The sequence below is a fragment of the Rathayibacter caricis DSM 15933 genome (genome assembly GCF_003044275.1).
In the GTDB taxonomy this organism is placed as follows: domain Bacteria; phylum Actinomycetota; class Actinomycetes; order Actinomycetales; family Microbacteriaceae; genus Rathayibacter; species Rathayibacter caricis.
In genome coordinates, this window is record NZ_PZPL01000001.1 from 1,257,157 (window position 1) to 1,269,055 (window position 11,899).

Consider the following 11,899-nt stretch of genomic DNA (forward strand, 5'->3'; position numbering starts at 1 on the left):
GACTCCCGTCGGCACGGTGGGGAGGGGCGACGGGAGACCGGTCGAGCCAGAGTAGGCCCGCCGACCGCACGCCGGAAGGAGGCGCACGACTGCGTCGAGCTCCGCCCGCACAGCGACGCCGCCCCTCCCGATCGTCGGAGAGGGGCGGCGGGCGCGTCGCGTCAGCGCAGCCCCTCGGACGCCTCCGGCTCGAGGTGCCGGAGATCCCGCTGCAACCGCTGCGAGCGGAGGTAGCCGCTCATCGCGTGGCCCGGAACGGGAGGGGCCGACAGGTCGCCGAGGACCGCCCGCGCCGTCGCCAGCCGCGCGCGCCGGATCTCGTTGAAGACGGTCGTGCCGTTGGCGGCGAACACGCGCTGGAGCGTCCGCTTGGGTACCCCGAGACGCTCCGAGACCTCCTGAACCGAGAGGTTCGCATCCGCTGACATCGCCGCGATGAGCGCGAGAGCGCGGGTGTGCACGGTCTCGGTCCGCTCGCGGGGCAGCGAGGTGGCCAGCACCGCGCCCGTGAGCTGCTCGATCGCCGCGCGCACGAGCGGGAACGCGGGCGAGTCGGCGTCGAGCGAGGAGCCGAACGTGGAGTTGACGGTCGACAGCAGGATGCCCCGGCCCGCGGTGTCCGCCTCGGTCACCAGCGCACCGCCGTCCTCCCAGTCGAGGAGGCCGAGGAGCGGGCTCTCGAGGGCGATCTCGATCCGCGCGCTGGGCCCGTCGGTGACGAGCGTGTAGGAGTGGCTGCGCCGCAGATATGCGATGCATCCGACGCGCACGCGCACCTCCAGCGCCGCGGGGTCGTCCGGCTGCACGACGATCTCGCCCTCGAGCGGGATGAGGAGCCGGATCCCGGAGCCGACGGGCGCGCTGCGGTGCAGCCGGGCCGCCGTGTGCCAGAGCCGGACGACGTCGAACGTGCCGCTCCGGAGCACGTCGGCGACGACGCGCAGAGGGCCGGACGGTCTCGCCTCGAGTCCGATGCGGCGGAACCAGGACCTCGCCTCGTCGTCGCGGCGGGTGACGCCCCGCTCGATGGAGGTCCGGTCGAACGCGCTGATGGTCATGACGGTGCACCTTTCTGCCGAGCCGTTCGGGCGGTCCGACAGGCAGAACACTGCCCGCGGCGACGGACTCCTGAGAGAGTTTCACCCTTCGAGGGGTTGGGGATCACCCTCGTCGTCGCGCGCTACCTCACTAAGGGGTACAGCACGGACGGAGTCCGGTCGGGGCGGACCGCGACCTGCACCTGCCCGTGGCCGCTGATCGGAGCACCGTCGGCGTCCGTCCCCCGGACGTCGAGCGAGTTCACGATGGTCCGCGGTGTCGTGAGCGGACGGACGGTGTAGCGGGCCGCCGTGACGAATCCCGCGCCGGGAGCGATCCGCTCGACGCGGCCCACGAGGGTCGACGGGGCGGTGTCGTACTCGAGATCGTCGGACGACCCGTCCGAGAAGCGGTCCTGCAGCAGGTGGAGGTCGTGGAGGCTCGCCCGCGTGCCGTTGCGGACGTGGATCCAGAACACGAGGACGAGCGCGTCGCTCCGGAGCCCCTCCGCCGCGGTGAGCGGGAGGTGCGACACGGTCACGTCGAGCTCCAGGCGGGGAACCGGTCCGTCGGGCGGAGCGAGCGGCTTCCTCGAGAGCGCCGCGGGCGGGCAGGGGGGCATCGGTTCTCCTTCGGGGCGGGGCGTGGCGGCGGCACGACGATGATCGACGGTGCGCTCCTCCCCCCGCCCGGATTCGTCGCGAAGACCGGGCGGCCCGGGCGCGACCGGCGGGATCCGCGACGGCTCGCGCCATTCGCCACGGACCCTGTGCCAGGCCGGTCGCGCCGGGCGCGGCGTACCCATAATCAGGTGATCCCGCATGCTCCGACGCGCTGCGCTCGGACGCGCCGCCCGCGAGGTCCGCCTGCCGCCCCCCGGCGATGACGAGCCCGCACCGCCGATCCGTCGGCGGCCGCCCCGAACCGAACCAGAGGTGATCGACGATGATGACGGAGATCCTGCGCGCCGCGAGCCCGCGAGCCCGGCGGTCCAGGGCGGAGGAGCCCGGCCGTCCGACCGGACTCGGCGATCGCGTCGACCACGCCCTGCGGCAGTTCCACACGGTGCCCGAGCTCGACGCCGGCGCGGTCGCCCGGGTCCTCGGCGTCTCCGAGATCCGCGTGCGGGTCGTCCACCGGCTGCATCACGGGGTCTCGATCCGTCGCCGTGTCGAGCGGATCCGCCTCGCCGTCGCCGAGGACGTGCTGCTCGCCGACTCCGGCTCGGGGGAGTCGGCTCGGGTGCGGGCCGTCGAGGCCGCGGGCTTCCGCTCGACGGCCGAGCTCGATCGCATCTCGTCGCGGGCCCGTGCCCATGCCAGCGCACGGCGGTGAGGCGGGCCGATCCCTCCCGACGCGCCATGGTGAGATCATCGTGCGCCACCGCGTCATAGATCGGCAGCGGGCGAGTCTCCTCACCATGCCCTTCCCTCGTCGCCTGACTCCCGCCTCCCGTCCCTTCCGATCCCGCGCACCCCACCGACCCGACGTGCTCGCCGTCGCGACCGCGGCGCTCGTCACCGAGCGCTTCCTCGATCCGCGCTTCACCCCCGCCCGCCTGGCCGAGGAGCTCCGCGTGCCGGTGCTGACGCTGCGCCTGCGGTTCCGGCACTCCTACGGGTTCTCGATCGACGAGCACCTGGCCCGGTGCCGGATGGAGCTCGCCTCGGTCCTCATGGCGAGCACCCCCCACCGCCTCGGTGCGCTGGAGGAGATCGCCCGCGCCTCCGGCTACCGCGGTGTCCCGTCCCTCGACCGCGACTTCCGCCGCTGGCGCGGCACCCCTGCTCTCGCCGCATGGTTCCGGACGGGAGCGAGCCGCGCCTCCGCTCCCGCGCCCGTCTCCGGCGCCGAGCAGAGCACGGAGGGCCGTCCCGCTGTCCCGATCCGGGGACTCGAGACGCCGCTGCGCGCCTCCTCGACCAGCACGGCGACGCTGCTGATCGAGTAGGCCGCGGGGAGGGCGTATCGAGATCCGCGACCGCTGGACATGTCGGTCTCGATACGCCGCTGCGCGGCTATTCGACCAGCGAGGGAGGGCCGCACTCTGCTGATCGAGGGAGGGGCGCACTCTGCTGATCGAGTAGGCCGCTCCGCGGCCGTATCGAGATCCGCGAGCGCTGGACGTGTCGGTCTCGATACGCCGCTGCGCGACTACTCGACCAGCGAGGGGGGGGCGCACTCTGCTGATCGAGTAGGCCGCGCAGCGGCCGTATCGAGATCCCCCCTCGCTCGGAGTCAGCGGGTCTCGATACGGCGCTCCGGCTCGGTCGCCGCGGACGGGACGCGGTCGCTCCGCCACTCCGTGGTGATCTCCTCGCCCCGGTCGAAGGCCTCCTGCTCGCGCTGGCGCAGCTCGACGCGGCGGATCTTGCCCGAGATCGTCTTGGGGAGCTCGGCGAACTCGATCCGGCGCACGCGCTCGAACGACGAGAGCACGTCCCGGGTGTGCGCGAAGATCGCCGCCGCGGTCTCGGCCGTCGGCTCCCAGCCCTCGGCCAGCGCGACGTACGCCTTCACGATGCTCTGCCGCACCGCGTCGGGTGCGGGCACCACCGCCGACTCGGCGACCGCCGGGTGCTGCAGCAGCACGCTCTCGACCTCGAAGGGCGAGATCTTGAAGTCGGAGGACTTGAAGATGTCGTCGGTGCGGCCGACGAAGGTGATGGTGCCGTCGACCGCGCGCACCGCGACGTCGCCGGTGTGGAAGAGGCCGTCGGCGCGGGCGCGGGCGGTGCGCTCGTCGTCGCCGTGGTAGCCCGACATCAGGTTCACCGGCTCGGTGGAGAGGTCGAGGCAGATCTCGCCGGTGGAGGAGCGCTCGCCCGTGAGCGGGTCGATCAGCGCGATCGCCACTCCTGGCAGCGGGCGGCCCATCGCCCCGGGCACGATCTCGGAGCCGGGAGGGTTCGCGATGATGGCCGTGGTCTCGGTCTGGCCGTAGCCGTCGCGGATCCCCAGACCCCACTCGCGCTCGACCGTGCCGATCACCTCGGGGTTCAGCGGCTCGCCCGCCGAGAGGATCTGCGTCAGCGCGCGGGGCTTCGCGCCGAGCTCGGACTGGATCAGCATCCGCCAGACGGTGGGCGGCGCGCAGAACGTGGTGACCTCCGCCCGATCGAGCTGCTCGAGCATCGCGGACGGCGAGAAGCGGCTGTAGTTGTAGACGAAGACGGTGGCCTCGGCGTTCCACGGGGCGAAGAAGCAGCTCCACGCGTGCTTGCCCCAACCGGGCGAGCTGATCGCCGAGTGCACGTCGCCCGGCTGCACGCCCAGCCAGTACATGGTGCTGAGGTGGCCCACCGGGTACGACTCGTGGGTGTGGACGACCATCTTGGGCTTCGAGGTCGTGCCCGACGTGAAGTAGATCAGGCACGGATCCGTGCTCTCGACGCTGACCGTCGGGCTGATGCCGAAGGGCTCCGCGGAGTCGGAGTAGTCGAGCCAGCCCTCCACGGCGCCGCCGACGGCGATGCGGCCGAAGTCGCCCTCGACGTCGTCGAACTTGGCGGTCTCAGAGGCGTCGGCGATGACGTGCGCCACCTCGCCGCGCTCGAGCCGGTCGGCCAGGTCGGCGGGCGAGAGGAGCGTCGTGGTCGGCAGGATCACCGCGCCGAGCTTCATGATCGCGAGCATCGACTCCCACAGCTCGACCCGGTTGCCGAGCATGAGCATGACGTGGTCGCCCTGCTCCACGCCCACCGAGTGCAGCCAGGTGGCGACCTCGTCCGACCGCCAGCGCATCTCGTCGAACGAGACCTTCTGCTCCGAGCCGTCCTCCTCGACGATCCACAGCGCGGGGCGCTCGTTGCCGATCGCGATCGCGTCGAACCAGTCGACGGCCCAGTTGAAGCGGGGGCCGACATCGGGCCAGTGGAAGGCCTCGGTGGCGGCCGCCACGTCGGTGCGGTGCTCGAGCAGGACGTCGCGCGCGGCGCGGAAGCTCCCGGTGGGATTCATGCGCTCATTCTCCTCCGGTCGAGCCGGCGGCCGGGGTTCCCCCGCGGAGGCGGAGGGACGGACGGGATCGGCCGCCGTGGCGGCGCGTCCCGTCCGTCCGACGCGGGGGTCAGTACTGGATGGACTGGCCGCCGTCGATGGGGAGGACGACGGCGTTGACGTACGCGGCGTCGTCCGAGAGCAGGAACGCGACGACGGAGGCGATCTCGGCCGCCTCTCCGTAGCGCTTCGTCGGGTTGACCTGGATGAACTCCTCCGCGGCCTTCCGCGGGTTCTCGGGGTCGAGCTGCTTCATCGAGTTCTCGACCATGGGCGTCCAGATCGCACCGGGCGCGATCGCGTTGATCCGGATGCCGTAGCGGCCGTACTCGACGCCGGAGTTGCGGGTGAGGCCGACGACGCCGTGCTTGGCGGCCGCATAGCCGGACTGGTTGCCGATGCCGGTGATCCCGCCGACGGACGCCGTGTTCACGACCATGCCGGAGCCCTGCTCGCGCATCACCTTGAGGACCTTCTCGAGGCCGAGGAACACGCCGCGCAGGTTGATCGCGACGACCTTGTCGAACTCGGCCGCGGTGAAGTCCTCGGTGAGGTTCTGCTTCCCCTCGATACCGGCGTTGTTGAAGAAGCCGTCGATCCGGCCGAAGCGCTCGAGGGTCGCGGCGACGTAGGCGTCGACGTCCTCCTCCTTCGACACGTCGGCGGTCACAGTGAGGGTCTCGGCACCGGGAACGGCCGCGGTCACGGCCTCGACGGTCGCGGCGAGACCCTGCTCGGAGATGTCGACGAGGGCGAGCTTCGCTCCCTCCTCGGCGAGGCGGACGGCGCTAGCGCGGCCGAGTCCGGACCCTCCTCCGGTGATGAGGACGACGCGGTCGGCGAAGCGCTGGGTGGTGGACATGGTGACCTCCTGCTCGTGGAGCGAAGGGGTCGGCGGGCCGGCGAGTCCGGCTCCGTGCTCGTTCACGGACGCCCTTCGACTCGCTCCCAAGTGTTGCTCGGTTTTCTGGGTGCCGCCTCCGTGCCGGGGCGCAGCGCCGCGCCGGCGGACCCTGGCAAGGGCCGCAGAGACCGTCCCGCCGGATGCCGACCTCGGGTAGACCGGAAGGACCGAGACGGACAGGGGGAGCCGCGATGGTGATGAGAAGGACGACCACGACAGGGGCCGCGACGGTGCTCGCGGTGCTCGCGCTGGCGGGCTGCACGGCACCGGCCGAGGAGGAGGCGGCGACGCCGACCGCGACGGCCACGTCGACGCCGGCGTCGACTCCGACTCCGGGTCCGATCGGACCGCTGGATCTGCCGGAGGGTCAGGCCGCGGCAGTCACCTGGACGGACCAGATCGGGGCACCGGAGCCGCAGACGGTCCGCCTGGTAGGTGAGCCGCTCTCGATCCGGCTGGCCGTCGCCTGCGACACCGCGGACGCCGAGGTGACGGTCGAGATCGAGGGCCTGATGACCAGCGGCTCGAAGTGCCTCTACAACGAGGGCATCACGCGCGGCGACCCCAACGAGGGCAACGGCGCGAGCATGCAGATCTCCGTCGACCAGGACGCCCGCATCGTGGTCACGACCGTGCCGGCGGACGCCCGCTGGTCGGGGACCGTGTCGACCGGACCGCGGACGGTGCCGGCCCCGGGCTGACGCGCGTCCGGGGAGTGGCGCGGGTCAGCCCAGCGGCACGCCCAGCGCGCTCATGAACGGCACGGCGTCGACCGCCTCGCCGTCGACGCGCGTCTCGAAGTGCAGGTGGCAGCCGGAGGAGGCGCCGGTGGATCCGAGCAGCGCGACCACGTCGCCCGCCTCGACCACGTCGCCGACGCCGACGAGCAGCTCGCTGTTGTGGGCGTAGCCGGTCTCGATCCCGCCGCCGTTGTCGATCAGGACCCAGTTGCCGTAGGTGCCGAAGTAGCGGGACTCCTCGACGACACCGCCGGAGGCCGCGACGACCGGCGTGCCGCAGGCCGCGGCGAGGTCGGTGCCCTTGTGGAACAGGTTGACGCCCGACACGGGCGCGTCGGGACGCGGGCCGTAGCTGCTGCTGATGCGGCCCGAGACGGGGAGGACCCAGGTGCCGGAGGCGCCGTTCGCCGCCGCGGTCGACTCGCCCGCTCCGGCCGTGATGGCGTCGAGGGACGCGGTGGGAACGAGGACCTCGGGCTTCGCCTCGGCGGCGAAGGCGTCGCGGGTGACGGTGTGCTGCACGGCACCGGCGGCGACGAAGCTCTGCGGGCGGGCGGCCGCGACGGCGGTCGCCGTGTCGTGAGCGAGCTCGGAGTCGGGGGCGCCCGGCGTGGCGAACGCGGGCATCGTCGTGGTGACCGCGATGCCGACGACGAACGACATGGCCGCCAGAGCGGAGGCGCGGGGCCTGGTCGGACGGCGCGACGCGCGACGCGACGCGGTGCGCTGCGCCTCCTGCTGGGCGCGCAGCTGCCTCCGGGTCGGGAGGACGGTGGAGCTGTCGGTCTGCTCGACTCCCCGGGGGGAGGGGGTCGGGGCGAGATCGGAGTGGTGCATGCAGTCAGAGTTTCCGGGTCGTGCGCCGCGCGGAGATGCGCGCGGCTGGGGCGGGGAACCGTCGGGCGCGGAGGGGTTGTCCGCACCGTACGACCCTCCAGGGTACCCGGGATCCTCCGGAACGCACCTGGGAGACCGCTCACCGTCCGAGGCGAGCAGTCAAGCCCCCTCGTGCGGGCTCGCATGTCCGGCCGTCATGTGCTCGGTCAGTCGTCGGCGCCCGCCGGCTCCCAGAGCTGGATCCGGTTGCCCTCGGGGTTGTGCAGATCGGCGAACCGGCCGTTCGGGTAGTGCTCGGGGTCGACCACGACCGTCGTCCCGGAGTCCCTCAGCTGCTCGACCATCGCGTCGAGACTCCGCACGCGGAAGTTCACGGCCCAGCCGGTCGGGCCGAGGTGCTCCGAGCCGACCGGCATCGGCGCGAGGACGGTCGCTCCGGGCTCCTGGCGCCACGACGAGGATCCGTACGAGGTCGGCGGCTCGTCGACGCCGAGGTTCTCGGCGTACCAGCGCCCGAGCGCCGCGGGATCGCGGGCGGCGAAGAAGAGGCCGCCGATCCCCGTGACTCTCTCCACGGTCCCGCCTAGCCCGCCGTGAAGGCCAGGAGGGCGACGACCCCGCCGGCGACGACCGCGACTCCGGTGCCCAGGCGCCACCACATCCAGCGGTCGCGCCTCGGGCCGCGCATCGGCCGCCGCTGGGCGGCCTTCCCGAAGAAGCCCGTGGGGTCCGGTTGAAAAGCCATGACCTCAGCCTGCCCGGCGGTGCTGCGGGGCGGGAGGCTTTCGAACGGGACTCCCAGACGCAGGAGGCGGACCGCGCTCACTCGCCCCACGGGCTGTCGTCGCGCCAGGGGGCGAGGTCCACCTCGTTGCCCTCCGGGTCGGCGAGCGTCCACCAGTCAGGGGCGTGGTCGTCGTCGGCCACCCTGCCGCCCGCGGCGAGGGCGGCGGCGATCCTGGACTCGACGACGTCGCGCGGGACGTACAGGTCGAGGTGCACGGTGTTGCGCTCGGAGCGCGTCTCGTCGATGCGCTGGACCCAGATGTTCGGGGCGAGGCCGCGGGGATCCGCCGCATCCGCGTCCTCCCGGGGCGAGTAGCCGAGCACGGCGGCCCAGAAGGCCCGCACGGCGTCGACGTCGACCGCATCGATCGCGATCTGCAGGCTCTGCACGGCCGACGGATCGGCGACCAGCCCGAGCTCCTGCGCCGCGGAGGAGATCCGGCCGGCCAGCTCCGCGTCGCGGCGGCTGACGTCGCCCACGTCGTGGCTGATCAGGCGCACCCCAACGCCGCCGAATCGCAGATCGACGTCCGGATGGTGGTCGGCCTCGTCGGCGAGAGCGGCGACGGCGGCGACCAGCGCGGCTCCGCGGGCGAAGGACCCGGTGGGGAACCAGGCGCGGGCGCCGTCGCCGACGACGCGCCAGCCCTCGGTGCCGGGCGTCGCGCGGAAGGTGCGGGGGGAGATCCGATCGCTCATGCGGCAGTTCTACGCCGACCCGCGCCCGGCCGCCACCGCCGGATCGCCCAGGCGCCGCACGGGCCCGGCTCGGTACTTTAGGAGGATCACGGCCGATCGGGCCCGACGAGCGGAGGACGACACCATGGCGCAGACCACCGGGAACGACAAGGCGGCTCAGAAGCGGGCGAAGAAGGCTCTGAAGAAGGCCGAGAAGTCGGTCCGCGCAGCGCACGAGGCCGTGCGCGACTCGAGCAAGAAGCTGCGCAAGAAGGCGCGCAAGCTGTCGGAGCAGACCGAGAAGCTGCGCCGCCAGCAGGAGAAGGCCGCGAAGAAGGCGGCCGCCGCCGAGCGGGGAGCGCAGCCGAGCGAGCCGAAGCACGCGGCGCCGGCCGTCGATCCCGACACGACCCCCGACCTCACTCCGCCGCTGCCGAGCGTGCCGCACGAGGACGAGCCCGTCGTCGACTCCGACCCGGAGCACACCCCGGACCTCACGCCGCCGCTGCCCTCGGGTCACTGAGAGCGCACCCTCGGTTGGGAGTGCTCGTCAGCCACGATCGTGCGCGAGGAGCACTCCCGACCGAGGTCCTGCAGACCAGTCGTTCGGCGAATGTGAATAGCCGGTAAATACATCCGAGGACCCCGCCACAGGGCCCGTCAGCAAGCGCATGATTCCTGCGTGGATCCCCTCGTTCTGCTCGTCCTGGTCGTCGTCACCGCCCTCGCCTTCGACTTCACCAACGGCTTCCACGACACCGCGAACGCGATGGCCACGTCCATCGCGACCGGTGCGCTGAAGCCGAAGGTCGCCGTCGCCCTCTCCGCCTCGCTCAACCTCGTGGGCGCCTTCCTCAGCATCGAGGTGGCGCTGACCGTCACGAACGCGGTCGTCCGGATCCAGGACTCGTCCGGCGCACCCGACCCGGCGCTGCTCGAGAGCGGCGGATCCGCTCTGCTGCTGATCGTGCTCGCGGGACTCATCGGCGGGATCATCTGGAACCTGCTGACCTGGCTGCTCGGCCTGCCCTCGAGCTCGTCGCACGCCCTCTTCGGCGGGCTGATCGGATCGACGCTCGCCGGACTCGGCGTCGACGGCGTCAACTGGGCGGGCGACGGCTCCAAGCTCGACGGAGTGGTCGGCAAGGTGATCCTGCCGGCGCTGATGTCGCCCGTGCTCGCCGGAGCGGTCGCGGCGATCGGCACCTGGCTGGTCTTCAAGGTCGTCGGGAACCTGGCCTCGAAGGGCCTGGACCACGGCTTCCGGATCGGCCAGATCGGCAGCGCCTCCCTCGTCTCGCTCGCGCACGGCACCAACGACGCGCAGAAGACGATGGGAGTGATCACGCTGGCGCTGATCGCGGCCGGCGGATGGAGCGACACCGAGTCGGTGCCGTTCTGGGTCAAGCTCAGCTGCGCCCTCGCCATCTCGCTCGGCACCTACCTCGGCGGCTGGCGCATCATCCGCACAGTCGGCAAGGGCCTCGTCGAGATCGACACGCCTCAGGGCATGGCGGCCGAGAGCTCGTCGGCCGCGGTGATCCTCGCCTCCAGCCACCTCGGCTTCGCCCTCTCGACCACCCACGTCGCGACCGGCTCGATCCTCGGCTCCGGCGTCGGCCGCCCCGGCGCCCAGGTGCGCTGGCGCGTGGCGCTGCGGATGGTGATCGCGTGGGTGATCACGCTGCCCGCCGCAGGGCTCGTCGGCGCGGTCATGTGGTGGATCGGGCACCTCGCGGGAGGGGCGCTCGGCGGACTGCTGATGGCGGCGGTCCTCGTCGCGGTCGCGGTCCTCATCTACCTCCGCTCGCGCCGCGACGCGATCGGCTCGCACAACGTCAACGACGAGTGGCAGGACGCCCGTCGCTCGCCCCAGCCCACGAACGCCTGAGGAGTCGCACCGTGCTCGCACTGTTCTTCGAGGCCGCCGGTCAGGTGGCCGTGGTCGCCGTCCTGCTCGGGGCCGGGCTCCCCGTGCTCTTCGCCCTCGGCGTGCGCTCGTTCGCGGTCGCCGGTGGCGCGGCCGGGGAGCAGCCGCGCCTGCCCGTCCCGCTGCTGCGCGCGATCGGAGTCGCCTGCTTCGCGATCGTGGTGCTCGCGGTGGTCGTGGGGCTGAGCGTCATCCTCGCGACCGGCTTCGGCCAGGAGGTCGACTTCTCGCACGGCGTGCCCGTTTTCGTCCCGAAGGACTGAGCGTGGGTGAGCAGACCGTGTCGGGGCCGGTCGCCCGCGTCGTCGGCTGGCTGCGCGCCGGCTACCCGACGGGAGTGCCCGAGCAGGACTACGTGCCGCTGCTGGGCATCCTCCGGCGCAGTCTCACCGCGGAGGAGGTCGAGCAGGTGGTCGAGCGGCTGGTGCTCGACGCCGCGCGGGCCGACGCGGACGGCGTGCCCCTCGACCGCGCGCAGCTGCGGCACCGCATCGAGGAGCTCCTGCTGGGTCCGGCCCTGCCCGAGGATCTCGTGCGCGTCTCCGTCCGCCTCGCGAGCGCGGGCTGGCCGCTCGGGATCCCGGAGGAGGACGCGCCGCAGGCCGGGCTCGTCACGCGGATCGTCCGCTGGCTGCGCGCGGGCTACCCGGCGGGCCTGCCGGAGCAGGACTTCATCCCGCTGGTCGCGCTGCTGCGCCGCCGACTCACCGACGACGAGGTGACGGAGGTGGGCACCCGCCTCGCCGCCGAGGGCGCCCTGCCCGCGAGCCGGATCGACGTCGCCGCGGCGATCGCCCGCGTCACCTCGGAGCTGCCCTCGGACGAGGACGTCGAGCGGGTGCGCCGCTCGCTCGCCGAGCGCGGCTGGCCGGAGGACTTCCCGGGCTGAGTGCGTGGGAGCGCTCCGCGTGGAGGGGTGGGTCTCGATACGCCGCTGCGCGGCTGCTCGACCAGCAGCAGTGGGCGCGCGTCTCCCGACAGAGCGCC

The 11,899-nt window shown here is 72.7% G+C and carries 15 protein-coding genes; 7 read left to right on the top strand and 8 right to left on the bottom strand.

The window, feature by feature from the left end:
* Window positions 1-161: 161 nt before the first annotated feature.
* Window positions 162-1,058, bottom strand: a complete 897-nt coding sequence (locus C1I63_RS05860; RefSeq protein ID WP_107574127.1) for a hypothetical protein — start codon at window positions 1,056-1,058, stop codon at window positions 162-164.
* Window positions 1,059-1,180: 122 nt separating this feature from the next.
* Window positions 1,181-1,660, bottom strand: coding sequence for a hypothetical protein (locus C1I63_RS05865; RefSeq protein WP_107574128.1), 480 nt, complete (start codon window positions 1,658-1,660; stop codon window positions 1,181-1,183).
* 323 nt (window positions 1,661-1,983) lie between these two features.
* Between C1I63_RS05865 and C1I63_RS05870 the strand changes: the two genes are divergently transcribed.
* Window positions 1,984-2,373, top strand: coding sequence for a hypothetical protein (locus C1I63_RS05870; RefSeq protein WP_146168375.1), 390 nt, complete (start codon window positions 1,984-1,986; stop codon window positions 2,371-2,373).
* 85 nt (window positions 2,374-2,458) lie between these two features.
* On the top strand, window positions 2,459-2,989 hold the full coding sequence (locus C1I63_RS05875; protein WP_146168376.1) for a helix-turn-helix domain-containing protein: 531 nt from the start codon (window positions 2,459-2,461) through the stop codon (window positions 2,987-2,989).
* A gap of 287 nt (window positions 2,990-3,276) precedes the next feature.
* Here the strand turns inward: C1I63_RS05875 and C1I63_RS05880 are convergent, their stop codons facing one another.
* On the bottom strand, window positions 3,277-4,998 hold the full coding sequence (locus C1I63_RS05880; RefSeq protein ID WP_107574131.1) for an AMP-binding protein: 1,722 nt from the start codon (window positions 4,996-4,998) through the stop codon (window positions 3,277-3,279).
* A gap of 109 nt (window positions 4,999-5,107) precedes the next feature.
* On the bottom strand, window positions 5,108-5,899 hold the full coding sequence (locus C1I63_RS05885) for a glucose 1-dehydrogenase (RefSeq protein ID WP_107575745.1): 792 nt from the start codon (window positions 5,897-5,899) through the stop codon (window positions 5,108-5,110).
* Window positions 5,900-6,132: 233 nt separating this feature from the next.
* Between C1I63_RS05885 and C1I63_RS05890 the strand changes: the two genes are divergently transcribed.
* Complete coding sequence (locus tag C1I63_RS05890; protein ID WP_146168377.1) at window positions 6,133-6,642, top strand: hypothetical protein; 510 nt, start codon at window positions 6,133-6,135, stop codon at window positions 6,640-6,642.
* A 24-nt stretch (window positions 6,643-6,666) separates the two neighbouring features.
* On the opposite strand, the gene C1I63_RS05895 is transcribed toward C1I63_RS05890, so the two are convergent.
* The 4 genes from C1I63_RS05895 to C1I63_RS05910 all read right to left on the bottom strand — a co-directional run bounded on the left by C1I63_RS05895 (window position 6,667) and on the right by C1I63_RS05910 (window position 9,003).
* Window positions 6,667-7,518: a M23 family metallopeptidase gene (locus tag C1I63_RS05895; RefSeq protein ID WP_107574133.1), complete on the bottom strand. Its 852-nt coding sequence runs from the start codon at window positions 7,516-7,518 to the stop codon at window positions 6,667-6,669.
* 206 nt (window positions 7,519-7,724) lie between these two features.
* Window positions 7,725-8,093 (bottom strand): VOC family protein, encoded by a 369-nt coding sequence (locus C1I63_RS05900; protein WP_107574134.1) that lies wholly within the window; start codon window positions 8,091-8,093, stop codon window positions 7,725-7,727.
* An 8-nt stretch (window positions 8,094-8,101) separates the two neighbouring features.
* Entirely contained in the window at window positions 8,102-8,263 is a 162-nt protein-coding gene (locus tag C1I63_RS19675; protein WP_170116324.1) for a hypothetical protein, read from the bottom strand.
* A gap of 77 nt (window positions 8,264-8,340) precedes the next feature.
* Window positions 8,341-9,003 (bottom strand): VOC family protein, encoded by a 663-nt coding sequence (locus tag C1I63_RS05910; protein ID WP_107574136.1) that lies wholly within the window; start codon window positions 9,001-9,003, stop codon window positions 8,341-8,343.
* Between the two features lie 124 nt (window positions 9,004-9,127).
* Between C1I63_RS05910 and C1I63_RS05915 the strand changes: the two genes are divergently transcribed.
* The 4 genes from C1I63_RS05915 to C1I63_RS05930 all read left to right on the top strand — a co-directional run bounded on the left by C1I63_RS05915 (window position 9,128) and on the right by C1I63_RS05930 (window position 11,801).
* On the top strand, window positions 9,128-9,505 hold the full coding sequence (locus C1I63_RS05915; protein ID WP_107574137.1) for a hypothetical protein: 378 nt from the start codon (window positions 9,128-9,130) through the stop codon (window positions 9,503-9,505).
* Between the two features lie 159 nt (window positions 9,506-9,664).
* Window positions 9,665-10,873, top strand: coding sequence for an inorganic phosphate transporter (locus tag C1I63_RS05920; RefSeq protein ID WP_055785155.1), 1,209 nt, complete (start codon window positions 9,665-9,667; stop codon window positions 10,871-10,873).
* Between the two features lie 11 nt (window positions 10,874-10,884).
* Entirely contained in the window at window positions 10,885-11,175 is a 291-nt protein-coding gene (locus C1I63_RS05925) for a hypothetical protein (RefSeq protein ID WP_056865976.1), read from the top strand.
* A 2-nt stretch (window positions 11,176-11,177) separates the two neighbouring features.
* Window positions 11,178-11,801, top strand: coding sequence for a DUF3349 domain-containing protein (locus C1I63_RS05930; RefSeq protein WP_244906990.1), 624 nt, complete (start codon window positions 11,178-11,180; stop codon window positions 11,799-11,801).
* The last annotated feature ends 98 nt before the right edge of the window (window positions 11,802-11,899 follow it).

Excerpts from the sequence above, each read along its gene's own strand:
- C1I63_RS05880 (WP_107574131.1), bottom strand. The coding sequence starts at position 4,998 with ATGAATCCCACCGGGAGCTTCCGCGCCGCGCGCGACGTCCTGCTCGAG.
- C1I63_RS05910 (WP_107574136.1), bottom strand. The coding sequence starts at position 9,003 with ATGAGCGATCGGATCTCCCCCCGCACCTTCCGCGCGACGCCCGGCACC.
- C1I63_RS05870 (WP_146168375.1), top strand. The coding sequence starts at position 1,984 with ATGATGACGGAGATCCTGCGCGCCGCGAGCCCGCGAGCCCGGCGGTCC.
- C1I63_RS19675 (WP_170116324.1), bottom strand. The coding sequence starts at position 8,263 with ATGGCTTTTCAACCGGACCCCACGGGCTTCTTCGGGAAGGCCGCCCAG.
- C1I63_RS05875 (WP_146168376.1), top strand. The coding sequence starts at position 2,459 with ATGCCCTTCCCTCGTCGCCTGACTCCCGCCTCCCGTCCCTTCCGATCC.
- C1I63_RS05895 (WP_107574133.1), bottom strand. The coding sequence starts at position 7,518 with ATGCACCACTCCGATCTCGCCCCGACCCCCTCCCCCCGGGGAGTCGAG.
- C1I63_RS05860 (WP_107574127.1), bottom strand. The coding sequence starts at position 1,058 with ATGACCATCAGCGCGTTCGACCGGACCTCCATCGAGCGGGGCGTCACC.
- C1I63_RS05885 (WP_107575745.1), bottom strand. The coding sequence starts at position 5,899 with ATGTCCACCACCCAGCGCTTCGCCGACCGCGTCGTCCTCATCACCGGA.
- C1I63_RS05890 (WP_146168377.1), top strand. The coding sequence starts at position 6,133 with ATGGTGATGAGAAGGACGACCACGACAGGGGCCGCGACGGTGCTCGCG.
- C1I63_RS05915 (WP_107574137.1), top strand. The coding sequence starts at position 9,128 with ATGGCGCAGACCACCGGGAACGACAAGGCGGCTCAGAAGCGGGCGAAG.
- C1I63_RS05865 (WP_107574128.1), bottom strand. The coding sequence starts at position 1,660 with ATGCCCCCCTGCCCGCCCGCGGCGCTCTCGAGGAAGCCGCTCGCTCCG.